Raw genomic sequence first — 24,699 nt, 5'->3', positions numbered from 1 at the left:
GTCTAATAATTGTGCTATTTGACGGTTTTTCGTCTGATTGATGATGTTTCAAGTATAGAGAGTACGGGAGATAAAACAGGAAAAATTGATGTGTTCGCCGCTAAAAAACGCCTGACCAACTGGCCAGGCAGTTTGGATTAGGGCGCCGACGAACCGCCGAACTCCAGATAGATTTTCGCCAGGTTCTGGTACTGCGCGAAGCGGTTTTCGTCTACCGCCAGTTCCGCCTGACGGCGTTGCTCCTGAGCGTTTAGCCAGTCGGTAATGGTGACGGCGCCCTGCCGGTAGCGCACCTCGTTCAGCCGCTCCGATTTGCGCGCCAGCGCCAATGAAGCGCGTAACTGTGTCTCCTGCGCCAGCAGCTGCGTACGCAATGACAGGGCGTTGTTCACATCGCCCATCGCCTTGTACAGCGCCTGTTTGAACGCCAGCACCTGTTGTTCATAGTCGTTGCGGGCGATCTTGATCTCCACACCCATTTGCCGCCACTGCAGGAACGGCAGCGTCAGGCCGGCGCCGAGGCTGCCCGTCGGGTTGCGCAGGAATTCCAGCAGCGCGCTGCTGCTGGCGCCCAGCGAGCCGGTCAGGCTGAACGCGGGATAGTATTGCAGACGTTTTTCATCGACGTTGGCCAGGGCGGCGCGCAACCGCAGCTCTTGAGCGCTGAGATCCGGGCGACGGCTCAGGACGCTGGCGGGAATGCCGGTGTTGATCTGCGGCATCGCCGCCGTCGGCAGGCGTGCGGGCGCGATGGTGGCCTGGCCCGAAGGCGCACCCAGCAGCACCGCCTGTTCGTTCAGCGCCTGTTGGCGTTCGTGCTGCAACGCCAGCAGTCGGCTTTCCTGCGTCAGCAAGCTTTGCTCCGCGTTCACCACGTCCAGCGCCGAGATGCTGCCGGCCTGATAACGGGCGTTGGCCAGCCGTAGCGTCGTTTTGGCATAGGCGATGCTCGCCCGGCTGACGTCGATCTGCTGATTGAGGAAGCCGATGCGCCAGTAATTCGTGGCGGCGTCGGCCAGCAGCGTCAGGCGCGCCGTTTGCAGATCTTGCTCGGAAGCCTGGCTGGCCCACTCGGCGGCGTCGCGCTGGCGCGCCAGTTTACCCCACAGATCGACTTCATAGCTCGTAGAGAGCGACGCGTTGCTGGTTTTATTCCACGCGGAGGACTCGGACAGCGGGCGATTAATGCTGCTGCCTAATGAGGCGCTGACGCCGGGCGCGGTGCTGATGCCGACGCGTTCCGCCTCGAGCCGCGCGCGGTAGACGCGCAGCACGGCGGCGGCCAGATCGTTGTTGCTGGCCATCACCTGTTGCAGCCAGCGCTCGAGTTCAGGATCGTGGAAATCACGCCAGTCGAACGGCGTCGGCGTGGCGTTTTCGGCGGCGTGCTGCCACCCTGCAGGATAGTTGATCTGCGGCGCCCGGTAGTCGCTTTTCAGGGCGTTGCCGCAGCCGGCGGTGAGCAGGGCGGCGAGGCTTAACGCCAGGGGAGAGATAATTTTCATGGGTTACTCGCTGGCCAATGAAACGACCGGATCCATCCTTGCCGCTTTACGGGCGGGGAGATAACCGAAGATCATGCCGATTAAGGTTGAACAGAAAAACGCCGTCGCGGCGGCTTGCCAGGAATAGATGGCGGTGAACATGCCGCCCGCCAGCGTGGTGAACAGAGAACCGGCGGCGAACGACAGCGCGATGCCCAAAATGCCGCCGATCAGACAGACCAGCACCGCCTCGATCATGAACTGTTGCATGATATCGCCGCGCCGCGCGCCGACCGCCATGCGCACGCCGATCTCGTGGGTGCGCTCGGTTACCGAGACCAGCATGATGTTCATCACGCCCAGGCTGCCGATCACCAGCGAGATCGAGGCCACCATCAGGATCAGCAGGCTGAGCGTCATCGAGGTGCGCTCGATCGATTTACGGAACTGATCGCGGTTGAACGTCATGAAATCCTTGACGCCATGGCGTTGGGTCAGCAACTGCGTGATGGCGCTGACGGCGGCTTCGCTGGCGACGTCGTCCTTCAGGCGCACGGTGATGCCGCCGAGCGTGGTCTTGCCGACCATACGGTACATCACCGTGCTGTAGGGCATCCAGACGCTGATGCGGTTAGGCGCATAGTTGCGTTCGCTTTTGGCGACGCCGACCACCCGCGCCGGCACCGAGCCGAGAAACACGATCTGGCCGAGCGGCTCGACGCCAAAATCGCCGAACAGCGCCTGGCGCGCGTTGTCGTCGATGATCACTTCCTGCAGCGCGTTGCGATCGTCGCGGAAGGTGGCGCCTTGCACCAGCGTGATGCCGTTGACGCGGAAATAGTCGCGCCCGACGCCGGTGATCGAGGCGGTGGCGGATTTGCTGCGAAAACGGATGCTGTCGGACGCGCTGACCTCCGGGCTGACGCTGTCGACGAAGCTTTGTTGCGCCAGGGCGTCGGCATCGGCCGGCACCAGGGTGCGGATGCTGTCGATGGCGTCGTCGAAGAAGTCGCGCCCCGGATAGATGCTCACCACGTTGGTGCCGAGCCCCTTGATATTCTCCAGCGTGCGCTGCTTGGCGCCTTCGCCCAGCGCCACCACCGTAACCACGGCGGCGATGCCGAAGATAATGCCGGTCATGGTCAGCGCGGTGCGCAGGCGATGGGCGTTCATCGCTTTTAGCGCCATGTGCAGCGATTCGCGGGTGCGGTCAATCAGGCTTTGCCAGCCGCTTTGCCGACTGCGGTTCGGCGGCGGCAGCGCGGCGGCGGGCGCCGATTGGCGGCCGCTGTCAGCGATGATCTCGCCGTCTCGCAGCTCGATGACGCGGTGCGCATGCTGCGCCACGTTCATATCGTGGGTCACGATCACCACGGTGTGGCCGCGCTGATTCAGCTCGCTCAGGATCGCCAGCACTTCCTGGCCAGATTGGGTGTCCAGCGCGCCGGTCGGTTCGTCCGCCAGGATAATTTCGCCGCCGTTGATCAGCGAGCGGGCGATGCTGACGCGCTGCTGCTGGCCGCCGGAAAGCTGGCCGGGCTTGTGGTCTTCGCGACCCTCCAGGCCTAACCGCGCCAGCAGTTGCGCCGCCCGCAGCCGCCGCTGATCGCGCCGGGTGTTGGCGTAGATGGCCGGAATTTCGACGTTGCCCAGCGCGCTGAGATCGGGCATCAGGTGGTAACGCTGGAAGATAAAGCCGATATGCTCGCGGCGCAGGCGGGCCAGTTCGTCCGGCGACAGGTGGGCGGCGTTCTGGCCGCTGATGTAGTAGTCGCCGCGATCCGGCACGTCGAGGCAGCCCATGATGTTCATCAGCGTCGATTTGCCGGAACCCGAGGCGCCGATGATCGCCACCAGCTCGCCGGCGGCGATGGTCAAATCGATGTCTTTCAACACCGTCAGCGCCTGACCGCCGTTGGTGTAGGTTCGACTGATGCCTTTTAGCTCGATGATCGCGTTCACAGGAAAATGCCATCCTCAGCCGACTTGGCGGCGGGCTGCGACAGCACCACGGTTTCACCGGCTTTCAGGCCGCTGAGGATCTGAATATCGACGTTGTTGGTGATGCCGGTGGTCACTTCGCGCGTTTCCAGCCGCTGATCCTGAGTCAGCACCTGCACCTGCTGCATTTTTCCTTCGGTTTTATGCACCGCCTGGATCGGCACCAGCAGGGTGTTCTTCGCGTCGCCGAGCAGTAAGGAAACCTGCGCGGTCATGGCAATGCGCAGGCGGTTCTCCGGGTTGGGTACGTCCAGCAGCGCGTTGTAATAGACCGAGGCGTTCGAGGTGCCGGAACCGGACGCGGAGCTGGTGCCTGCGAGCGAATCGTCTTTCATCACCGATTCCGGCGCCAGCTCGATGGTGCGCAGCGTGGCGTCGTACCGTTTATCCGGATCGGAGAAAATAGTGAAGTACGCCTTTTGCCCCGGTGAAATGCGGGTGATGTCGGCTTCGGAGATCTGCGCCTTGATGGTCATCATATCCAACCGCGCCAGCTTGACGATGGTCGGCGCGCTTTGGCTGGAGTTGACCGTTTGCCCCTGCTGCGTCACCACGGCGATGACGATGCCGTCCATCGGCGCAACCACGCGGGTATAGCCCAGATCGATTTTTTTCTTCTCGACTTCGATCTGCGATTGCACCAACTGCGCATTGAGCGCCTGCAGATCGGCGCGAGTGGTGGCGAGCGAGGCTTCGGCGGTTTCGAAGTCTTCCCGCGAACTGGCTTCGTCGTTCAGCATGCGGCGCTGGCGTTTGAAACGCGACTCCGCCTGTTTCAGCAAGGCCTGTTTGGCTAACATATTGGCTTTGACTACGTTCAGCGCCGCCTCGGCGTTGCGCAGATCGTTGCGCTGTTGCAGATCGTCGATGTCGGCGATCGGTTGCCCTTTGGTGACGCGATCACCCAGCTTGACCTTCAGCGATTTGACTTCGCCGGAGACGCGGGCGCCGACGTTGACGCGTTCGATGGCATCCAGCCGCCCGGTGGCCAGCACGGCGTTTTCGATATCGCCCAGGCGGGCCGGCGCAGTAACGTAATCCTGCTGCGGCGGGCGTTGCCAAAAGATGGCCAGCGCGACGGCGACGGCGATGAAAACGATGGCGGCGATCAACGCCAGACGGCGGGAGGGGAGTTTCAGTGATGACATACCCAGGTTTTCCATAACGATAAAAGCGGCGGTTCCAGTCTGCCATCATGGCAGCGCCAGCTTGAACTGGCGCTAAACGTGAGGCGCTTTCCCGCTGGAAAGGGGATAGTAAAGGCTTTCCCGCTAAAGATCACGGTGAGTTATTATCCGCCAGGTGTGCAACCGGCTGCAGGGCGCGTTATACTGGCTAAAAAACCAGTATTCATTCATCAGCAGGATAATGCCACCGCCATGATGCCAAACCGCCTCGAGCCGGAACTCGACATTTATCAATACCCGGAGCACCTGCGCGCCTGCCTGGCGCCGTTGCCCAAAGGGCCGGGCGTGTATGTGTTTCACGGTCAAAGCGAGAGCCTGCCGCTTTACATCGGTAAAAGCGTCAATATACGCAGCCGGGTGATGGCGCACTTCCGCGCGCAGGAGGAGGCAAAAATGCTGCGCCAAACCCGACGCATCAGCTTTATCGAGACCGCCGGTGAGTTGGGCGCATTGCTGCTGGAGGCGCAGCTGATCAAGCAGCAACAGCCGCTGTTCAACAAACGTCTGCGGCGCTCGAAACAGCTTTGCGCGCTGCGCTTGCAGGCAGATGTGGTGACGATTGCTCACGCCAAAGAGATCGACTTCGCTGTCACGCCCGATCTCTATGGGCTGTTTGCCAATCGCCACGCCGCGCTGGAAAAGCTGCGCGCCATCGCCGACGAGCATCGTTTATGTTACGGCAAGCTGGGGATCGACAAGCTGCCGGCGGGGCGAGCCTGTTTCCGCTACAGCCTGCGCAAGTGCGCCGGCGCCTGCTGTGGCGTGGAGTCGGCGCAGGAACATGCTCTGCGGCTCAGCGCGGCGCTTGAACAGTTGCGCATCGCCTGTTGGCCGTTCGCCGGACGCGTGGCGCTGGAGGAGCAGGGCGAGGCGCTGCGGCAGTACCATGTTATCCACAATTGGTTTTATCTGGGATCGGTCAGCAGCCTGGCGCAGGCGAAGTTGCTGCAGAGCGCGGCCAGCCACTTTGATAGCGATGGCTACAAGATTCTGTGCAAGCCGCTCATCGGCGGCGATTACCGGATTATTGCGCTGCCTTAATGCCGGAACGCTATCGATTACCTAAGATTTATCCGTAAATGCATGACATTATGCTAAAAAAGCTTGAGTCCATAATGTTGTTATGGATAATGTCGCCCCGAAGCGAAGGAACGCGCTATTAACTCAGTTGGCAGAGTGATTGGTTTTATAATGGCTTGTTTTGGCTTGAAAATTGATAGACGCGGGTTCGAGTCCTGCATAGCGCGCCAGCTTTCTTTCCCTTCACCTCACCGCGTTTACCGTAAAGCGCACCCGGGTTGATTTGCACTATCGGCTCCTCGTTGGGATTTTCGGGTGTGCTTTACCGTAACCGCTGGCTTTCCTTCCTCTTTCTCTTTCGATCCTTTGCTAAACTGTAATCAGGCAGGCTTGCTGCCCGGCAACAGGAGGTCGATATGTCTCACTCCGAGCAACTGCAGGAGCTCTTGCAACGCGTCGCCGCCCTTGAGGCGAGAGAGAAAGCGCTGAGCGCCGCGTCCAACGCTTACCAGGCGATTATCACCACCATGTTGGGCAATATGGAGAAGACCGAGCGTGACCGGATCATCGCGATGATCGATCAGGCCCATGAAATCGCTTACGCCCGCGCCATTCAACGCAGCAACGAACCGCAAAAGCAGAAGATCAAACAGGCCGACGATGTGGCCCAGCGCATGTTCATGTTTGCGCAAGGCAAAGCCGCTCAGCCGCGCTGAAGCCGAACTATAACAGTTGCCGTCATTAAGTTGGCTAACTGATCTACCCGGCAAAACTGTACTTGTGTTACTTTTAGCGGTGAGATTTGATGGCAATGCTGTTTCCAGCATAAGGTTGTAACGATGGACGCGATTAAAAGCATCTTGGTTAAAGAGATTGAACAGATCAATCGGCGCGAAGGGCGGGACGGCAAGCCGCGCTTCAACAGCGAATTCGCCCGCACTCACCGCTATCTGTGCCTTGCCATGTTCGCCGGTTATTTCGCGGTGATCGCCGTGATGTATCAGGTGCCGTACATGGGGATATATGCCTTCCTGGGCTTCACCGCTTTCGTGCTGTTCATGTTCGCCATGCTGCTGATCGAGATCCGGCCGGTGTACCGCTTCGAGGACATCGGGGTGCTGGATCTGCGAGTTTGCTACAACGGCGAATGGTACTTCACCCGCGCGCTGTCACCTTATGCGGTGCAGCAGCTGCTGGATGAGCCGTCCATCGGCGCCGCGCTGAAACAGAAGATGCGAATCATCATCGGCAACAAGGGCGAAATCGATTTCTACGACGTGTACGACATGGCCTACGGAAAAAAGCCGCAGGATGAGCCGTCTCAGTTGGCGGCGGCGAACTGAAAGGTTTCCGGCCGGCGGCTTGTCGATTATACTCAGCGTTTGAACGCGAAGCAGAATGAGGATCAAGCGATGAGTGATGATATTTTCGATTTTGATATCGATGCCGAACTGGCGAAAGCCGAAGAAAAAGCGGCGCAGAAGGTAAAAGAGGTCCCCGAGTTCCTCGAAGACGAAGCGGACTGCGAAGGTTGCAAGATCTGATTGCCTGACCCATAAAAAAAACCGCCGTGGCGGTTTTTTTTTATGTCTGAGCGTCGCGCGGCGTCAATCCAGCACGAATCCCCAGATCAGGAACGCCGCCACCAGAATCAGGCAAAGCGCGGACACCGTCACCAGTATTTTCCCCAGAATGTCTTTTTCTTGTTCCTGCTGCGTCACGTTGAAATTATCCAATTAAAAGTCTATGGACCAAACCGGCGATGCCGAGATCGAGCGCCGCTACGCCCAGCGCCATGATCACTATCACCGAAAGAAATCGAGTCTTGCCGTTCACTTTCCTAATCCCTGTCGGCGCCGTTATATCAAAGGGATATAATTTGGCGGCGCCGTACTGCATACATCGTGATAGAGATTAAGAGCGTTCTTAAGGCCAGAAGTTCCCTCATCTGATAGGCCGGCGCCTGAGCGGCAGCGTTAGTCGGTCACGATCCGCACGCCTATCTTGCTGACTTGATTGCCTTCCATTTCGGCAATGGTCCAGGTCAGACCGTCCCATTCCACCTGGTCGCCGATCACCGGTTCACCGCCGATCAGCTGAATGACGAACTGCCCCAGCGTCTGCTGCTCATCCACGTCGTCTTGCAGATTGAGGCCATAGACCTGCGAGATATCGCTCAAACGGGCGTCGGACTGCAGGATAAAGTCGCCGAAGAAGCGTTCGTCGAGCGTCACGGCCGGCGCCTGGCTGAACAGCTTGCCGAGGATCGGCAGATCGTGCTCATGGCCAATAACGCACAGAATATCGTTCTCTCGCAGCCGGGTGCTGCCGCTCGGGTGCAGCAGCTCTTTGCCGCGGAACAGGGCGGCGATGCGGGTATTGGGCGGCATTTTCAGCTCGCGCAGCGCCGCGCCGACGCACCAGTTTTCCGCCGAAAGCTGATACACGAACTGTTCCCACTGGTTTTCCGGGTGCACGTCCAGCCCAACACGGGAGATCGGCGTCAGCGCCGGCGGCACGATCACCTTGGCTTTTTTGGCGGCAAACGACAGCGTGGTGCCCTGCAGCAGCAGGGAGACCAGCACCACGAAGAACGCCACGTTGAAGAACAGCTGGGCGTTGGGCAGCCCGGCCATCATCGGGAACACCGCCAGGATCACCGGCACCGCGCCGCGCAGGCCGACCCAGGAAATAAAGCCGCGCTCGCGCAGGGTAAAGCTGCGGAACGGCAGCAGGCCGATAAACACCGACAGCGGGCGGGCGAACAGGATCATCCACAGCGACAGCAGCAGGGCAGGGATGGCGATCGGCAGCAGTTCGTGCGGGTTGAGCAGCAGCCCGAGCACCAGGAACATGCCGATCTGGCTGAGCCAGGCGAGGCCATCGAAGGTTTGTACGATGCCGTGACGGTTGCGGATCGGCCGGTTGCCCAGCAGCAGGCCGCACAGATACACCGCCAGAATGCCGCTGCCGTCCAGCGCGGTGGTCAGCGCGAAAATAAGAATACCGCCGCTTACCGCCAGCAGCGGATAGAGGCCGTCCGCCAGTTTGATGTGGTTGATCAGCGTCAGCAGCAGCCAGCCGCCGCCCAGACCGAAGACGATGCCCATGCCGAACTGCTGCATCAGATGCAGCGGGAAGGCCCAGCTCAGTGCGGTTTCCCCGGCGGCGATCATCGCAATCAGCGTGATGGTGAGAAACACCGCCATCGGATCGTTGCTGCCGGATTCGATCTCCAGCGTGGCGCTGACGCGTTCGTTCAAACCTTTGCCCCCCAAAAGAGAGAAGACCGCGGCGGCGTCGGTGGAACCGATGATGGCGCCGATCAGCAGCCCCTGCAGCAGATCGAGATTGAACAGCCAGGCGGCGGCCATGCCGGTCAGGCCGGCGGTGATCACTACGCCGACGGTGGCGAGAGAGAGTGCCGGCCACAGGGCGACGCGGAAAGAGCTGACCCGGGTACGCATGCCGCCGTCGAGCAGGATCACCGCCAAAGCGAGGTTGCTGACCAGATAAGCGACCGGGTAATTGCTGAAGACGATGCCGCCGGGGCCATCGACGCCGGCCAGCATGCCGATCGCCAGGAAGATCACCAGGATCGGAATGCCGAGCCGGGAAGAAAATGAGCTGAGCAGAATGCTTGCCCCCACCAGCACGGCACCGATGACGAACAAACTGTTAATGGTGCTGGCATCCAAAATATTGCTCTCCTGAGGCTGGGGGATAGGGGGCACTGCGCGTGTTTCGATGATAACGTGTTTAGTGGGTAAAACGCCAAGGCTGATTGCGAAAACAATCGATCAATTATTGCCCGTTGGTGCGATTAAACTAAGAAAGTGAGGGGAAGAGGGGAAATTCTGCCTTTTATCCAACATTATCAGGCTGCTGTATTTCGGTTTTGGCAACAATGCCGGGTTTGCACGGTGGGAAAAACCATTAAGCCCGCGCAGGCAGGCTTAATGGTTTGCAGGCGCGGTAGGATTAATGATCGAGCGATTCCAGCGCCCGTTTGATCAGCTCGGTGGCCAGCTTGCTTTCCGCTTCAGAAATGCCGTCGAGATTGAAGTTGGAAAGCTCAGCGACCAAAACGCTGCGTTCTTTGCCGCTGATCGAAGCGTCCAGCGCGGACAGCAACCTGCCGAGGATCTTCAGCAGGGTGGCGTTTTCCGCTATGGCTTCTTGAGCCGGGGTGTTCTTATCGGTCATTCAAAATCCTCTCTGTCGTGACGGAAGGGAGATGCAGCTAACGCCATCGAATAAATTAAACGATCGCGCAGCCCTTCGGGGGTGTTGAGCCCAATCACTACCGTAAGGCAGGGATCCGGATTTCTACTTATGCATTGCAGTTATAACGGCTAGGTTATCTATGCAGCCGTATCACTTTGCCCTAACGGGCGACGCCAGGCTGAGCAATGTGTGCTCTGCATGGCAAGAGAGATGACGCAACCGATAGGTTGCGCCATCAAGTATAGCGACGGGGAGAAAATGTGGAGGCGGTGGAACCGCCTTCAGGAGATTTTTTCTTTTCGCAGACGGTTATTGAAACGAGGACGATCCAACAGGAAAGTAAGATGCAGGCGTTGTATCAGCGCATAGGCGATAACAGGGGCGATTAGGCCGAATAGCGTGCCGGCGATCGCTTGTGTTGGCCAATGGCTGATATGCATAAACTTGGTCAGTACGATGCGTAAGCCGCTGGCCGCGAGGATATGCATCAAATAGATGACCATGCTCAATTCGCCGAGTCGGCGCAGCCAGGAAAGATTCGTTTTGGCCAACAGAACCGACAGGTTGACGATGAAGAAGATGGCTTCAATCGCCAGTAACAGGGAGAAACTTCCGGTATCGGTATACAGCAGGCCTGAATAGCCGTGGAATCCCCACTGCAACGCGATAAACGCGATCAGGGAGGCCAGCAGCGAACCGAAACCCAGATTGGCGATGAGCGAAGCGTAGCGAATGGCAAAAACGCCCAGCAGGAAGAAGATCAAGAATCGGGTAATGTAATCAAAATGGAAGGCTTTGGTGAGGCTGTCTTGGTAGACATACAGCCCCGCGCTGATAACGATCAATACCGGCAGGAGATAGCGGTATGTTTCTTTGCTATACAGCAAGGTGGCCAAAACAAAGACCATGAACAAGGCATACAGGAACCAAAACTGCGCGCGCGGATGCGTAAACAGCGACAGGATATCGCCCAGGCTGGAAGGGTTATTGGTATAGCGCGACAACAGCACTTCCACCATGCCTTGCAGCAGCGACCAGATGACATAGGGATAAACGATGGTATCTATCTTACTGATCACAAAGCGTGTTTTTCCCTTCTTATCCAAGGACTGCGTAAAAAACAGACCCGAAAGGAAGAAAAACAGTGGCATATGAAAACTGTAGATAATGCTGTCTGTCAGTAGATAGGATGAACCGGAAAGCTGAATGCCTGCGCTGTATAGACCCCGATTGACGTGGCCAAAAACCACGAGAATGATGCCGATTCCCTTGGCATAATCGACCCATGCTTCTCTCATATGTGTACCTAGCCCAGAAAGTAACGCAACTGATTTATAAGTATGAATAATGAGCGTAACAGGCAGTTGCCGTTTTGCAATGAATCCCGGGGATTAGGATTAATATTAGGAAAATGCTCAGGGCAGCTATCGCTGCGCCGAGGTAGTGAGGCATTTTATCATTGGTGAGGTTAATTTCTGGATGATAAATCATCATCCAGAAATGGGGTGGGAAGCCTAGCGCGACTTGCCGGAGAACAGGAAGCGCAGCACCGGAATGCGCTTGTGCAGTTCATATAGCGCGAAGGCCAGAGAGAACACAAACAGCAGGCCCAGCAAGAATCCCAACAGGTTGTTGCCGATATACGGCGTCACGAAAGCGCCATATATCAGGGTCAACGGATGGTGCACCAGATATATAAACAGCGAGGCGTTGACCAGATAGGTGATGCGCGGCGAGTGATAATTCAGCAGGTTATGCCCGAAAGAGAACACGACGTTGGTCATCAGGATCCCCATTAGGGTTTTGATCACCACTTCCAGCTCGAACATATAGCTGCTGTGCGCCAACAGCTTTTGGTTCAGCATATATGCGATAAACAGCAGCAGCGAACCGAGCAGCGCCAGCGGCGAGCGGCGCAGAAAAATCTCCTTAAGCCACACATACTTAAACGCATAGGCACCGAGGAGGAAGAACGGCAGGTAGAACATCGTCTCCATCACCACGAAATTGAACAGGCCGTTGGATAATAGCTGCGGGGCGAAAATTAAAATAATGCGGTGCGCGGCCGAGTAGCATACCGCATAAATAAAGAAATACAGTGAGATGTTTCCTAATCCACGCATTCTGTTTATTAGCGTTGGAATATGTTCACGGGTTTGACGCTTGATTTTACGGAACAGATAAAAACAGGCGCAGGTTAACAATGACAGCGTCAATAAGAACCACAGATGAGAAACCAATTCCCAAACTGTTACATTTATTTTCTGATACAGAGAAAATTCATCCCAGCCGTTTAATTTGTCGGTGAAATATTTCAGCATGAAAAACTGCGGCACCGTGATCAGCGGGATGGAGCTCAACAGTGGGATCGCCACCCGCTCCAGCCTGACCTTCAGCCACTGCTGGCGCTCGTAGCGCTCGTAAAGCATGTAGGAGAAGTAGCCGGATATCACGAAGAACACCTGCATGCGGAAGGCGTGGATGAAGTCGTTCAGCACCGTGAGCGAGAAGGAGGGCGACGCGCTGTTCACCGCCCAGGCGTGGCTGGAATAAATCAGGGAGAGGTGAAACGGGATGCCAAGCAACATCAAATAGGCTCTGATGGAATCGAGGAAAAACTCGCGCTGTTTGCTGCCTTTAGTCATAGATTACCGCTGGTGATTTAATCGAGAGTTCATTAACACGCTTAATAAGTCGTCAAACGTTAAATTGTTATCCGGAACCCTACTATAGCCCCCCGCATTTTTCCATAGCGTCTTGTTGCGCGGCTTGCTACGCTGGTGTTCCATCAGCTGCTTAAACAATGAGCCGTAAACATGAACCATCCATTTATCATGTTGTCGGAAAGCTGAGTAATCCATTAATATGGATTTAAATGCTTTGAGCACACGAATAGGGGGGGATGTGCTAGTTAATATATTATCCGGACAACCACGCGCCGCGAGCGTTCGTTGGTTAGGTGCGACCGTATTGTTCACGCTGTTCAGTTCGCCGGCTTGGGCCTTTTCTATTGATGATGTCGCCAAGCAGGCGCAGGATCTGGCGGCGAAAGGTTTCGAAGCCCCGAAGAGCAACCTTCCTTCTCAGTTCCGCGAGATGAAGTTCGCAGACTATCAGCAGATTCAGTTCAATCACGATAAAGCCTATTGGAGCAAGCTGAAAACCCCTTTCAAGCTTGAGTTTTATCATCAGGGGATGTACTTCGATACGCCGGTGAAAATCAACGAAGTCACCTCCACCAGCGTAAAACAGATCAAGTACAGCCCGGATTACTTCAACTTCGGTTCGGTCAAACACGACCCTGAATCGGTGAAAAACCTCGGCTTTGCCGGTTTTAAGGTGCTTTATCCGATCAACAGCGCCGACAAAAACGATGAGATCATGAGCCTGCTGGGCGCGAGCTATTTCCGCGTGGTGGGTAAAGGACAGGTTTACGGGCTTTCCGCTCGCGGCCTGGCTATCGACACCGCTTTGCCGTCCGGCGAAGAGTTCCCGCGTTTCCGCGAATTCTGGGTTGAGCGTCCGAAGCAGGGCGACAAGCACCTGGTGATCTATGCGCTGCTGGATTCCCCGCGCGCCACCGGCGCTTACCGTTTCACGGTGATCCCGGGCCGCGACACCACCGTGGACGTCGAGTCTAAAGTGTTCCTGCGCGACAAGGTGGGCAAACTGGGCCTGGCGCCGCTGACCAGCATGTACCTGTTCGGGCCGAACCAGCCGTCGCCGACGCTGAACTACCGCCCGGCGTTGCACGATTCCAACGGTCTGTCTATCCACGCCGGCAACGGCGAGTGGATCTGGCGTCCGCTGAACAATCCTAAACACCTGTCCGTCAGCACCTATACCGTCGAGAATCCGAAAGGCTTCGGTCTGCTGCAGCGCGGCCGCAACTTCAAGGATTACGAAGATCTGGACGATCGCTACGATCTGCGCCCGAGCGCCTGGATCGAACCGAAGGGCGACTGGGGTAAAGGCAAGGTCGAACTGGTGGAGATCCCGACGGCGGATGAAACCAACGACAACATCGTCGCGTTCTGGACGCCGGATACCTTGCCGGAAGCCAAAAAGCCGCTGACGCTGAGCTACCGTTTGAACTTCACCCGCGATGAAGACAAACTGCATTCGCAAGATATCGCCTATGTGGCCCGTACCATGCGTTCGACCGGCGATGTGAAGCAGTCCAACCTGATCCGCGAGCCAGACGGCAGCGTGGCCTTCCTGGTCGACTTCGTTGGCCCGGTGCTGAAAGGGCTGGACGCCAATACCCCGGTCGCTTCTCAGATCAGCATCGGCGACAACGGTGAGATGGTAGAAAACAACGTCCGCTATAACCCAGTGACCAAAGGCTGGCGCCTGACGGTGCGTCTGAAAGTGAAAGACGACAAGAAGCCGGTAGAAATGCGTGCGGCGCTGGTCAATGGCGATAAGACTCTGTCGGAAACCTGGAGCTATCAGCTACCTGCCAATGAATAAGCCTACTCAACCCGCCCAGGATTATCTTGCGGCGTTGCCTCTGACCGCCGAGCGGTCGGAGGCGCTCAACCCTCAAACGGCGGATGACGCTCAGGCACTGGAGGCGCTCCATCGGCAGATGGGCGCCGCCGACGCCAACGTCAATAGCCTGTCGGCGGATGACGTGGCGCTGGCCTCGGTCAAACCGCGTATCGAAAACGCCTGGCCGGATGCGGTCAGCGATGACGACTTCGATACCGACGCCGAAGGGCGCGCCATTCTGAAGGCGACGCCGCCGATCAAACGCACCACCATGTTCCCGGAAGCCTGGCGCACCAACCCGGTGGCGCGCTTCTGGGATTCTCTGCTGGGGCGGTCGCCGCACAATCGGCACGCCACCAAAGAGGAGGCCGAGGCCGAGAACCGCTGGCGTACCGTCGGCTCCATGCGCCGCTATGTGCTGCTGGTGCTGATGCTGGTGCAAACCGGCATCGCCACCTGGTACATGAAAACCATCTTGCCTTACCAGGGCTGGGCGCTGATCGATCCTATCGCCATGCTGGATCAGGATCTGATGCAGTCGGTGTTGCAGCTGCTGCCGTATGTGCTGCAAACCGGCATTCTGATCCTGTTCGCCGTGCTGTTCTGCTGGGTCTCGGCCGGTTTCTGGACCGCGCTGATGGGCTTCCTGCAGCTGCTGATCGGCAAGGACAAATACAGCATTTCCTCCACCATCAAGGGCGATGAGCCGATCAACCCGGCGCACCGCACTGCGCTGATCATGCCGATCTGCAACGAAGACGTCGAACGCGTGTTCGCCGGCCTGCGTGCGACCTATGAGTCCGTCGCCGCGACCGGTCAGCTGGAACACTTCGATATCTACGTGCTGAGTGACAGCTACGATCCGGACATCTGCGTGGCCGAGCAAAAGGCGTGGATGGAGCTGTGCCGCGATGTCGATGGCCACGGCCGCATCTTCTATCGCCGCCGCCGCCGCCGCGTCAAACGCAAGAGTGGCAACATCGACGACTTCTGCCGTCGCTGGGGCGGTGAGTACAGCTACATGGTGATCCTGGATGCCGACAGCGTGATGAGCGGCGAATGCCTCACCGGGCTGGTGCGCCTGATGGAAGCCAATCCGAACGCCGGCATCATCCAGTCGGCGCCGAAGGCGTCCGGCATGGATACCCTGTATGCGCGCGTGCAGCAGTTCGCCACCCGCGTTTACGGGCCGTTGTTCACCGCCGGCCTGCATTTCTGGCAGCTGGGCGAGTCGCACTACTGGGGGCACAACGCCATCATCCGCGTGAAGCCGTTTATCGAGCACTGTGCGCTGGCGCCGCTGCCGGGCGAGGGCTCTTTCGCCGGGTCTATCCTGTCGCACGACTTCGTTGAAGCGGCGCTGATGCGCCGCGCCGGCTGGGGCGTGTGGATCGCTTACGATCTGCCGGGCAGTTATGAAGAGCTGCCGCCAAACCTGCTGGACGAGCTGAAGCGCGACCGTCGCTGGTGTCACGGCAACCTGATGAACTTCCGCCTGTTCCTGGTGAAAGGCATGCACCCGGTGCACCGCGCGGTGTTCCTTACCGGCGTCATGTCCTACCTGTCGGCGCCGCTGTGGTTTATGTTCCTGGCGCTCTCCACCGCATTGCAGGTGGTGCATACGCTGATGGAGCCGCAATACTTCCTGCAGCCGCGGCAGCTGTTCCCGGTCTGGCCGCAGTGGCGGCCCGAGCTGGCGATAGCGCTGTTCTCCACCACGCTGGTGCTGCTGTTCCTGCCGAAGTTGCTCAGTATTGTGCTGATCTGGGCCAAGGGCGCGAAAGAATACGGCGGGGCGTTCCGTCTGTTCATTTCGATGCTGATGGAAATGCTGTTCTCGGTGCTGCTGGCGCCGGTGCGCATGCTGTTCCATACCGTGTTCGTGGTGAGCGCCTTCCTCGGTTGGGAAGTGGTGTGGAATTCGCCGCAGCGTGACGATGATGATACGCCGTGGGGTGAAGCGTTCCGCCGCCATGGCTCGCAGATGTTGCTGGGCCTGGTGTGGGCCGGCGGCATGGCGTGGCTGGATCTGCGCTTCCTGTGGTGGTTGGCGCCGATCGTGTTCTCGCTGATCCTGTCGCCGTTTGTGTCGGTGTTGTCGAGCCGCGCAACGCTGGGCATGAAAAGCAAACGCGCCAAGCTGTTCCTGATCCCGGAAGAGTACAATCCGCCGCGTGAGCTGTTGGCGACGGAAGAATATCTGCATCTCAACCGCAACCGCGCGCTGACCAACGGCTTTATGCATGCGGTGGTCAATCCATCCTTCAACGCGCTGGCGACGGCGTTGGCGACGGCGCGTCACCATCTGCGCGCGACGCTCGATCGCAATCGTGAGGAGCGGGTGAACGAAGCGCTACAGTTAGGGCCTGAGAAGCTGGTGAAGGGCAAACGTCTGGAGCTGCTGAGCGATCCGGTCACGCTGGCTCGTTTGCATCAGCGCGTCTGGCTGTTGCCGGAAGGCGCCGCCTGGCGTGAGCATTATCAGCAGTTGCCGCACAACCCGCTGGCGCACCCTACGGGCCGGCGTTAATTGCTAATCGGCAACGCTCAGACGGGGAATGCGCATGGCGCATTCCCCGTTTTTTTTACCTTTTGCTTACGTGCGCCGGTACCGGTGGAGAAAGGGAACTGTGATAGACTGCGGCCGATGCGTTGTTCACTCGCGAAACAACCCCTTGCTCAGAGTCAATGTCGTGAAGCTCTCTTCCTATCTTCGGCTGGCCTGCGTGACGGCCGGTGTGATGACACTCACCGGCTGCGGCAGCATTATCAGCCGCACCGTGCCCGGTGCGGGGCATGGCCACCAGTACTATCCCGGCGTGCAGTGGGATCTGCGTGACACGCCCTGGCGCTACGTCACGGTGATAGATGTGCCGCTGTCGATGGTGGTGGACACCTTTATGCTGCCGTTTGATGCGCAGCATGGCCCCTACGAGTAATTTCGTTCAGCGGGTGGCGAACACCACCAGCTGATAGCCTTGCTGCCCGCAATGGAAAGGCGCCAGCGCCGTCATCCCCAACCCTTGCACGTGAGCGGCCAACGAATGCGGATTGTCGTCGTCGATAAACAACGCGCCCACGTCATAGTCATGGCAAGTATGCGCTTTGACCGCGGCGTAGAGGCGCTTCAGCACGCCTTTGCCGCGCCAGGCGGCGGCGAGGCAGACGGGGCCGTAGAGAAACACCCGCTGCTCACTCAGCGGCCGTCCGGCGAAGGATTGCGTGGCGAGCGTCACCAGCATCGCCTCCACCACCGGCGGGCGCGGTTGCACGTCGGCGGGCATCAGGCAAACAAACCCCGCCAGTTGGTTCTCCTGTTCGGCCACCCATATGCCGATGCCGCGGTTGATCGCCGCCAGCTGCGCCTCATTCATGCGCGATACGATAAATCCCTGCCGTTTTTGGCGCTCGTCGAGCGCTTCCGGCACGTTTTCCCCCTGTAGCTGCAAAATGGCGGGGTAGTCGGTAGGGCAGGCCCGGCGAATAATCATGCGGCCTCCTTGGCGATGAAAGCGTGGTGCGGGTTAACGTTCATCCCACTCATCGGCTGCGGCCTGGCCTTCTTCGGTATCCAGCGGCGGTTCGAGCTGAAAGTCGCCTTCCTCCCATTCGTACAGGGTGTTTTCATCTATCCACTCGGCGGTAATTTCCACCTCGTCGTAGTCACCGTCGAAGATCGCCTGCGCCGCCGCACCGCTGCGCAGCGTCAGACATTCTACCGCCTCTCCTTCTTCTTCGAAGAACTCCGCCTGCCACATCGTGTCGCCATCCTGCATCACGTACTTTTGCAGATTGAACTGCTGGGGCACCGGCGGTTCGTCACCGCTGCCGCCTTCGGCGGTGTCGATAAACTCTTCGCGTGCGGCCTCGATGGCTTCTTCCAGGGTTGCATACAGGCTCATGTTCGCCTCCGTTGACAATGAGAGTAAAGCGTCCGGCGCATTGCCGGTGCGGTGGGGGAAACGTCAAAACTAATTGTTGTCTCACTGGCGCAGGATGCAAATTTTTTTGTTGTCCGCTGTGCGACGATGGTTGTCCGCAAAGCGGGAGAAGAGGAGGCGATGGCGGGAAATAATGACGCGATCGTTCACTCTGGCGTCAGGAGAAGCCCATGTTAATCGACCCTTCAAGCAAATACCGACCTTTCCCGCCGGTGGCGTTGCCGGACCGCCAATGGCCTGCGCGTACGCTGCGGCAGGCGCCGCGCTGGTGCTCCAGCGATCTGCGCGACGGCAACCAGGCGCTGGCGGAGCCGATGGATAACGCGCGCAAGCGCGAATTTTATCAATTGTTGTTGCAGTGTGGTTTCAAAGAGATCGAGGTAGCGTTCCCTTCGGCGTCGCAAACGGATTTTGACTTTGTACGCACGTTGATCGACGAGCGGCTGATCCCGGACGACGTCACGATCCAGGTGCTGACGCAGTCGCGCGACGATCTGATCGATCGCACCTTCGAGGCGCTGCAGGGGGCGCCGCGGGCTATCGTGCATCTGTATAACGCCACGGCGCCGATGTTTCGCGATATCGTGTTCCGCCAGGATAAGGCGGCGACCGTGGCGCTGGCGGTGAACGGCGCGCGGCGCATCCGCCGGCAGTGCGAGGCGCAGCCCGATACCGCCTGGTGCTTCGAATATTCGCCGGAAACCTTCTGTTTTACTGAGTTAGAGTTTGCGCTGGAGATCTGCGAAGCGGTGGCGGAGGTTTGGCAGCCGGGGCCGCAGCGGCCGATGATCATCAACCTGCCGGCGACGGTGGAAGTGAGCACGCCCAACGTGTATGCCGATCAGATCGAATGGTTCTGCCGTCACTTCAGCCGCCGCGCCGATGTGGCGATCAGCGTGCATCCGCATAACGATCGCGGCACCGGCGTGGCCTGCGCGGAGCTGGCCTTGCTGGCCGGCGCCGATCGGGTCGAAGGCTGCCTGTTCGGCAACGGAGAGCGCACCGGCAACGTCGATCTGGTCACGCTGGCGTTGAATCTCTATACCCAGGGCGTGGCGCCGGGTCTCGACTTCAGCCGCCTGAAGCAGGTGGTGGAGGTGGTGGAGCAGTGCAATCAGCTGCCGGTGCATCCTCGCCATCCTTATGCCGGCGAGTTGGTGTTTACCGCTTTCTCCGGTTCGCATCAGGATGCGATCAAGAAAGGTTTCGCCGCACAGCGGCAGCGGCAAGATGGCCGCTGGCAGGTGCCATACCTGCCGCTCGATCCCGCCGATGTCGGTTGCAGCTATGAGGCGGTGATCCGGGTCAACAGCCAGTCCGGCAAAAGCGGCGCCGCCTGGCTGTTGGAGCAGAATCATGGGCTGGCGTTGCCGCGTGGTTTGCAGATTGATTTCAGCCAGGTGGTGCAGCGCGCGACCGACGATAGCGGCAAAGAAATGAGCGGCGCGCAGCTGTGGCGCTTATTCCGCGATACTTACGGGCTGGTGGAGCAGCCGCGTTTGCAGCTGTTAAGCTACCAGACGGAAAGCCATGGGGTAGAGGCCTACAGCTTCAACGCGCGAGTTGCCTGCGAGGGAGAGCCGCTGCGCCTGCAGGGGGCCGGCAACGGTCTGCTGTCCAGCGCGGTGGATGCACTGCGTCAGCGCTTCGGCTTGCCGCTGGCGATCGAGGATTACCACGAGCATACGTTGGGGCATCAGAGCGATAGCCGAGCGGTGGCCTATATTCGCTGTACGCTGCCGCAAGGTGAGGCGACTTATGGCGTTGGCATCGACGTCGACTCCGCCAGCGCCTCGCTGCAGGCGCTGTTCAACGTCGCCGGGCGCTATCTGGCGCCAACGTCGGCGCAGTCCGGCTGAAATAGTCGCTGGGTGCTACTCCCAGCAGCCGGCGGAACATGGCGCTGAACGCGCTGGGGCTGTCATAGCCGAGATCCAGCGCCACTTCCAACACCGAGCGACCGGTCGCCAGCGCGTTTAATGCCGCCAGCAAACGGGCGCGTCGCACCCAGTCGCTAAAATGTAGCCCGGTTTCTCGCAGGAAGCGCCGCGACAGGGTGCGTCCGCTGACGCTGAGATGAGCGGCAGCCTGTTCCAGCGTCCAGGGCTGCGCCAGCGTGGCCTGGATATGGTGGCACAGGGCGAGCAGCGAGGCTTCGCGAGGTTCCGGCAGGTGCAGCGGCAGGATCGGCAGCATTCGCAACTCATCCAGAATCAGTTCCATCACGCGCTCATCGCGCCCGCCGCTGGGGTAACCGGGCGCAATCTCCATCGCACAGATAATCAACTCGCGCAGCAGCGGGGAAACCTGCACTACCTGGCATTGGGCCGGCAAATCGGCGCGCGCCAACGGATCGACGAACAGCGTCCTGGCCGCCACCTGGCCGGTGATACGCAGGCTGTGCACCACTTTCGCCGGCACCCAGACGCCGCGGCCGGGCGGCACCACCCAGCTGCCGAGCCGGGTCGTGACCTGCACCACGCCGCTCAGGCTGTGGATCAGCTGCGCGCAGTTATGGTAGTGGTCCGGCTCGCTGTCGCCGTGGCGATAATCCCTGGCTAACGGCCGGACAGGCCGATCGGGCGGCAGAACGTCGTGAAAAAACAGCATCGTAAGCAGGCTCCGCGCGGCAAAAGAGGGAGGACAGCATGCCATGCGTCGCTGTTTCACACCAGTCTGTGGCGCGGCACGGTAAAATGGTTTATAAAATTATATTATATAATTTTATAAACTGAAGGAGGGGCAATGGATATTGATGCGATGCGCAAGGCGGCGGCGCAGGCCGGTGCGATGCTGCGTACCCTGGGCAACGAAGATCGGCTGCTGCTGCTGTGCCGGCTCAGTCAGGGCGAGATGGCGGTGAGTGAACTGGCGCAGGCGCTGGATATCCGCCAGCCGACGCTGTCCCAACAGCTTGGCGTGCTGCGCGAGGAGGGGTTGGTCTCCACCCGGCGAGCCGGCAAGCAGATTTACTATGCGGTGGCCGATGCCAAAGCGCTGGCGCTGCTCCATACCCTGTATCAGCTTTATTGCCCACAACCGGAGAACCGCGATGACCATTGACTGGCAGCACTTCACGCCGTATTCCGCGTTGGCGGGCGGGGCCATTATCGGCGGCGCGGTAGCGCTGCTGCTGTTGTTCAACGGCCGGATCGCCGGTATCAGTGGCATTACCGGCGGTTTATTGAGCGCGGGCGGCCGGGAGCGGGGCTGGCGCGCCGCATTTATTGGCGGGTTGCTGCTCTCCCCCTGGCTATATGCTGCCGCTGCGGCGTTGCCATCCGGTGAGATCTCGGTTGGCAACGGCTGGCTGGCGGCCGCAGGGCTGTTGGTGGGCTTGGGTACTCGATTGGGCAGCGGTTGCACCAGCGGGCACGGCGTGTGCGGCGTCGCGCGGTTGGCGCCGCGTTCACTGGCCGCCACGGCGTTGTTTATGCTGCTGGGCTTTATGACCGTGTGGCTGATGCGCCACACGTTGGGAGGTTGAAAATGCTTAAAACGCTGTTGGCGCTGCTGAGCGGCGTGATTTTCGGTCTGGGGTTAATTATTGCCGGCATGGCCAATCCGGCCAAGGTGTTGGCGTTTCTCGACGTTACCGGCCAGTGGGATCCCTCGTTGGCGCTGGTGATGGCTGGGGCGATCGCGGTGGCGGCGCCGGCCTTCCTGTGGGCGCGGCGACGCGAACGGAGCCTGTTGGGGGAAACGCTGCAGATCCCGGCCGCCGGGCGTGTGGAACGCCGTTTACTGGCGGGCAGCGCGCTGTTCGGCATCGGCTGGGGCATCGCGGGTATTTGCCCTGGCCCAGCCTGGGTGTTGGCCGGGGCGGAGATAAGTCGGGTATGGCCGTTTCTGCTGGCGATGCTGGCGGGTATGGCGCTGTATGAAATTATCATGAGGCGGAGGCGTACATGTCGATAGCCAAAGCGGTGTTGCGCATCGCGCGCCCGACAGATCGGTTGCAAGAGATTGCCGCGCTGTATTGCCGCGGGCTGGGTTTCGAAAGGCTGGGCGAGTTTGTCGATCATCTGGGCTTTGACGGCATTATGATCGGGCATCCGCAGCATGCATACCATCTGGAGTTTACGCAGCATCGTGGGGTACAGGTTGGACAAGCGCCGACGCAGGATCACCTGCTGGTGTTTTATCTGCCGGATGAGAACGAATGGCGAGCCGCGTGTGAGCGGATGCGGGCGGCGGGGTTCTTGGCGGTCGCCGCCTATAACCCCTATTGGGATCGGGCGGGGCAAACCTTTGAAGATCCTGATGGCTACCGGGTGGTATTGCAACACCAGGCCTGGCAGGCATAAAAAAACCGGCGCATCGAGCGCCGGTTTGCGAGATAAAACGGTTTATCCGTCAGGCGCTGGTCGCCGGCTTTTGTGCGCTCTTGGACTGGGTATTTTCCAGCATGCGGCGAATCGGCACGATCAGCACGATAAGCACGGCGGCGCAGATCAGCAACGCGACTGAGCAGCGGGCGAACAGATCCGGCAGCATATCCAGTTGGTCGGCCTTGACGTGACCGCCGATCAGACCGGCCGCCAGGTTGCCCAGCGCACTGGCGCAGAACCACAGCCCCATCATCTGACCGCGCATTCTCTCCGGCGCCAGCAGCGTCATGGTGGCCAGCCCGATCGGGCTCAGGCACAGCTCACCCAGCGTCAGCATCAGGATACTGCCCACCAGCCACATCGGCGATACGCCGGTGCCGCCGTTGCTCAGCACATTCTGCGCGGCCAACATCATCAGGCCGAAACCGCCGGCGGCGCACAGGATACCGATCACGAACTTGGTGATGCTGCTCGGACGCACGTTATTGCGTGCCAGCGCAGGCCAGGCCCAGCTGAACACCGGCGCCAGCAGGATGATGAACAGGGCGTTGATCGACTGGAACCACACCGCCGGGATCTCGAAGCCGCCAATCATGCGATTGGTGTAATCGTTGGCGAACAGGTTGAACGAGGTCGGTTTTTGCTCAAACGCCGACCAGAAGAACGCAGCGGAGATCAGCAGGATGAAGCACACCAGCAGGCGTGCGCGCTCTTTGCGGCTCAGGCCGGCAAAGGCGAACAGATAGATGAAGTACAGGGTGACCGACGCAGCGATCACGTACACCAGCATGCTGGCCACTTCGACCGGATTGATGACGATGGTGCCCTGAGCGATCAGCACGATGACGGCCACCAGGATGACCGCCAGCGCCAGCAACCAGGCGCCGACGCCTTTTTTCTTCGCCACCGGGCTGTTCCAGGTGGAGTCCAGGCCCACTTCGCGGTCATAGCGTTTCATCGCCGGGACGGCGAACACGCGGAAGATCACCAGCGCCACCAGCATCCCGATACCGCCGATGCCGAAGCCCCAGTGCCAACCGTGTGACTTGATCAGCCAACCGGAGATCAGCGGAGCGATGAACGAGCCGATGTTGATGCCCATGTAGAACAGCGAGAAACCGCCATCGCGGCGCGCATCGCCTTTTTTGTACAGCGTGCCGACCATCACCGAGATACAGGTCTTGAACAGGCCGGAACCGAGCACGATGAACATCAGGCCGATGAAGAACAGGTTGGTGCCCATCACCGCGGACAGGGCGATCGACAGGTGGCCGAGTGCGATCAGGATCGAACCGTACCAGACGGCCTTGCGTTGGCCGAGCCAGTTGTCCGCCAGCCAGCCGCCCGGCAGTGCCGCCAGGTACATGCTGCCGGCGAAGATGCCGACGATCGCCGACGCGTTCTCGCGCGCGAGACCCAGACCGCCGTCGTACACGGTGGCGGCCATAAACAGGATCAGCAGCGGACGGATGCCGTAGAACGAGAAACGCTCCCACATTTCGGTGAAGAACAGAGAACCCAGCGGATAGGGATGGCCGAAGAAGGTCCGGCTTTCTGACTTATTGACAGAGGATTGCATAACGATTTCCCAATAAAAGGCGCTGCAAGGCTGCAGCCCGTACTGTGGTATGTATGTGTATTTAATAAAGGCGATCCGCCCAATGCGGATTACCCGACAAACACCGTGGCTGCAACGCTGATAAACCGTGGAAAGCGTGCTGACCTTTTCTTCACTTGGCCGATGTTTCACATCTGGCGTGATATTATTTAACCATTTGATAACTGGTCGTTGGTTTTGTCTAGTACCTGTATCCCATTTTTTAGACGAAAAGTCGACAAGCATCTCCTTTTCTGGTTTTTCTGTTGGTTGTGACAGGAATATGATTGACAGCGGGTTTTATGTGCTGAAAGTTATTTTTTTGTTGATAAACAAAATGTTGAGATAAGAAAGTTCTGGGTGGGACGAAAATTCGCCGGCCCGAAGGAGGCATTATTAAAAGTGGGGGAAATGCGC

At 59.2% G+C, this 24,699-nt stretch carries 24 protein-coding genes and 1 tRNA gene; 13 read left to right on the top strand and 12 right to left on the bottom strand.

The window, feature by feature from the left end; genetic code table 11:
* Positions 1 to 137 precede the first annotated feature (137 nt).
* Genes ACJ8IJ_RS20160 through ACJ8IJ_RS20150 form a run of 3 tightly spaced genes read right to left on the bottom strand, consistent with a single transcriptional unit; the run spans position 138 to position 4,648 of the window.
* Entirely contained in the window at positions 138 to 1,505 is a 1,368-nt protein-coding gene (locus tag ACJ8IJ_RS20160) for a TolC family protein (RefSeq protein WP_442518486.1), read from the bottom strand.
* Between the two features lie 3 nt (positions 1,506 to 1,508).
* On the bottom strand, positions 1,509 to 3,446 hold the full coding sequence (locus ACJ8IJ_RS20155; protein WP_442518485.1) for a MacB family efflux pump subunit: 1,938 nt from the start codon (positions 3,444 to 3,446) through the stop codon (positions 1,509 to 1,511).
* A complete protein-coding gene (locus tag ACJ8IJ_RS20150; RefSeq protein ID WP_080352425.1) occupies positions 3,443 to 4,648 on the bottom strand; it encodes an efflux RND transporter periplasmic adaptor subunit in 1,206 nt (401 codons plus the stop codon). The genes ACJ8IJ_RS20155 and ACJ8IJ_RS20150 overlap by 4 nt, the downstream gene beginning before the upstream one ends.
* A gap of 216 nt (positions 4,649 to 4,864) precedes the next feature.
* Between ACJ8IJ_RS20150 and cho the strand changes: the two genes are divergently transcribed.
* The 5 genes from cho to ACJ8IJ_RS20125 all read left to right on the top strand — a co-directional run bounded on the left by cho (position 4,865) and on the right by ACJ8IJ_RS20125 (position 7,236).
* Positions 4,865 to 5,713 (top strand): excinuclease Cho, encoded by an 849-nt coding sequence (cho, locus tag ACJ8IJ_RS20145; protein ID WP_286094037.1) that lies wholly within the window; start codon positions 4,865 to 4,867, stop codon positions 5,711 to 5,713.
* A gap of 112 nt (positions 5,714 to 5,825) precedes the next feature.
* Positions 5,826 to 5,922, top strand: a tRNA-OTHER gene (locus ACJ8IJ_RS20140).
* Between the two features lie 186 nt (positions 5,923 to 6,108).
* A complete protein-coding gene (locus ACJ8IJ_RS20135) occupies positions 6,109 to 6,408 on the top strand; it encodes a sigma-S stabilization anti-adapter protein IraP (protein WP_016928230.1) in 300 nt (99 codons plus the stop codon).
* Between the two features lie 123 nt (positions 6,409 to 6,531).
* Complete coding sequence (locus ACJ8IJ_RS20130; protein ID WP_004927898.1) at positions 6,532 to 7,035, top strand: YlaC family protein; 504 nt, start codon at positions 6,532 to 6,534, stop codon at positions 7,033 to 7,035.
* Between the two features lie 69 nt (positions 7,036 to 7,104).
* Positions 7,105 to 7,236: a hypothetical protein gene (locus ACJ8IJ_RS20125; protein WP_015377413.1), complete on the top strand. Its 132-nt coding sequence runs from the start codon at positions 7,105 to 7,107 to the stop codon at positions 7,234 to 7,236.
* Positions 7,237 to 7,299: 63 nt separating this feature from the next.
* Here the strand turns inward: ACJ8IJ_RS20125 and ACJ8IJ_RS20120 are convergent, their stop codons facing one another.
* The 5 genes from ACJ8IJ_RS20120 to mdoC form a co-directional block, all read right to left on the bottom strand.
* Complete coding sequence (locus ACJ8IJ_RS20120; protein WP_016928228.1) at positions 7,300 to 7,428, bottom strand: hypothetical protein; 129 nt, start codon at positions 7,426 to 7,428, stop codon at positions 7,300 to 7,302.
* A 240-nt stretch (positions 7,429 to 7,668) separates the two neighbouring features.
* Positions 7,669 to 9,390, bottom strand: coding sequence for a potassium/proton antiporter (locus ACJ8IJ_RS20115; protein ID WP_131164377.1), 1,722 nt, complete (start codon positions 9,388 to 9,390; stop codon positions 7,669 to 7,671).
* A gap of 283 nt (positions 9,391 to 9,673) precedes the next feature.
* Positions 9,674 to 9,898, bottom strand: coding sequence for a hypothetical protein (locus tag ACJ8IJ_RS20110; protein ID WP_004927891.1), 225 nt, complete (start codon positions 9,896 to 9,898; stop codon positions 9,674 to 9,676).
* A gap of 302 nt (positions 9,899 to 10,200) precedes the next feature.
* On the bottom strand, positions 10,201 to 11,217 hold the full coding sequence (locus ACJ8IJ_RS20105; protein WP_033645448.1) for an acyltransferase family protein: 1,017 nt from the start codon (positions 11,215 to 11,217) through the stop codon (positions 10,201 to 10,203).
* Between the two features lie 216 nt (positions 11,218 to 11,433).
* On the bottom strand, positions 11,434 to 12,564 hold the full coding sequence (gene mdoC / locus ACJ8IJ_RS20100; protein WP_442518484.1) for a glucans biosynthesis protein MdoC: 1,131 nt from the start codon (positions 12,562 to 12,564) through the stop codon (positions 11,434 to 11,436).
* A 259-nt stretch (positions 12,565 to 12,823) separates the two neighbouring features.
* Between mdoC and mdoG the strand changes: the two genes are divergently transcribed.
* From mdoG to ACJ8IJ_RS20085, 3 genes are all read left to right on the top strand, one after another.
* Positions 12,824 to 14,392: a glucans biosynthesis protein MdoG gene (mdoG, locus tag ACJ8IJ_RS20095; protein WP_004927882.1), complete on the top strand. Its 1,569-nt coding sequence runs from the start codon at positions 12,824 to 12,826 to the stop codon at positions 14,390 to 14,392.
* Positions 14,385 to 16,943: a glucans biosynthesis glucosyltransferase MdoH gene (gene mdoH / locus ACJ8IJ_RS20090; protein WP_016928223.1), complete on the top strand. Its 2,559-nt coding sequence runs from the start codon at positions 14,385 to 14,387 to the stop codon at positions 16,941 to 16,943. The genes mdoG and mdoH overlap by 8 nt, the downstream gene beginning before the upstream one ends.
* 163 nt (positions 16,944 to 17,106) lie before the next feature.
* A complete protein-coding gene (locus ACJ8IJ_RS20085) occupies positions 17,107 to 17,352 on the top strand; it encodes a YceK/YidQ family lipoprotein (protein ID WP_004927875.1) in 246 nt (81 codons plus the stop codon).
* Positions 17,353 to 17,358: 6 nt separating this feature from the next.
* Here ACJ8IJ_RS20085 and ACJ8IJ_RS20080 read toward each other — a convergent pair whose 3' ends face one another.
* Positions 17,359 to 17,904, bottom strand: a complete 546-nt coding sequence (locus ACJ8IJ_RS20080) for a GNAT family N-acetyltransferase (protein ID WP_265261625.1) — start codon at positions 17,902 to 17,904, stop codon at positions 17,359 to 17,361.
* A 33-nt stretch (positions 17,905 to 17,937) separates the two neighbouring features.
* On the bottom strand, positions 17,938 to 18,315 hold the full coding sequence (locus tag ACJ8IJ_RS20075) for a MysB family protein (RefSeq protein WP_004927872.1): 378 nt from the start codon (positions 18,313 to 18,315) through the stop codon (positions 17,938 to 17,940).
* 209 nt (positions 18,316 to 18,524) lie between these two features.
* On the opposite strand from ACJ8IJ_RS20075, the gene leuA reads away from it, so the two are divergent.
* Positions 18,525 to 20,213 (top strand): 2-isopropylmalate synthase, encoded by a 1,689-nt coding sequence (gene leuA / locus ACJ8IJ_RS20070; RefSeq protein WP_166445018.1) that lies wholly within the window; start codon positions 18,525 to 18,527, stop codon positions 20,211 to 20,213.
* Here leuA and ACJ8IJ_RS20065 read toward each other — a convergent pair.
* Complete coding sequence (locus ACJ8IJ_RS20065; protein ID WP_442518483.1) at positions 20,164 to 20,964, bottom strand: AraC family transcriptional regulator; 801 nt, start codon at positions 20,962 to 20,964, stop codon at positions 20,164 to 20,166. The two genes, leuA and ACJ8IJ_RS20065, sit on opposite strands and share 50 nt — an antisense overlap.
* Before the next feature lie 135 nt (positions 20,965 to 21,099).
* Between ACJ8IJ_RS20065 and ACJ8IJ_RS20060 the strand changes: the two genes are divergently transcribed.
* From ACJ8IJ_RS20060 to ACJ8IJ_RS20045, 4 genes are read left to right on the top strand one after another with little or no spacing between them, the layout of a single operon-like run.
* Positions 21,100 to 21,417 (top strand): ArsR/SmtB family transcription factor, encoded by a 318-nt coding sequence (locus ACJ8IJ_RS20060; RefSeq protein ID WP_033638023.1) that lies wholly within the window; start codon positions 21,100 to 21,102, stop codon positions 21,415 to 21,417.
* Positions 21,407 to 21,841: a YeeE/YedE family protein gene (locus ACJ8IJ_RS20055; RefSeq protein WP_004927858.1), complete on the top strand. Its 435-nt coding sequence runs from the start codon at positions 21,407 to 21,409 to the stop codon at positions 21,839 to 21,841. Before ACJ8IJ_RS20060 ends, ACJ8IJ_RS20055 begins: the two co-directional genes overlap by 11 nt.
* Before the next feature lie 2 nt (positions 21,842 to 21,843).
* Positions 21,844 to 22,272 carry a DUF6691 family protein gene (locus ACJ8IJ_RS20050; protein WP_442518482.1) on the top strand — a complete coding sequence of 143 codons (429 nt, stop codon included), beginning with the start codon at positions 21,844 to 21,846 and terminating at the stop codon, positions 22,270 to 22,272.
* Positions 22,263 to 22,661 carry a VOC family protein gene (locus ACJ8IJ_RS20045; RefSeq protein ID WP_015377424.1) on the top strand — a complete coding sequence of 133 codons (399 nt, stop codon included), beginning with the start codon at positions 22,263 to 22,265 and terminating at the stop codon, positions 22,659 to 22,661. The genes ACJ8IJ_RS20050 and ACJ8IJ_RS20045 overlap by 10 nt, the downstream gene beginning before the upstream one ends.
* A gap of 49 nt (positions 22,662 to 22,710) precedes the next feature.
* Here the strand turns inward: ACJ8IJ_RS20045 and ACJ8IJ_RS20040 are convergent, their stop codons facing one another.
* A complete protein-coding gene (locus tag ACJ8IJ_RS20040; protein ID WP_004927849.1) occupies positions 22,711 to 24,264 on the bottom strand; it encodes a peptide MFS transporter in 1,554 nt (517 codons plus the stop codon).
* Positions 24,265 to 24,699 lie beyond the last annotated feature (435 nt).

It is taken from the genome of Serratia sp. CY40230, from assembly GCF_052168835.1.
GTDB classification, from domain to species: Bacteria; Pseudomonadota; Gammaproteobacteria; order Enterobacterales; family Enterobacteriaceae; genus Serratia; species Serratia nematodiphila.
Note: the sequence above shows the minus strand (reverse complement) of the source record. Positions and strands in the feature narration are given on the sequence as shown.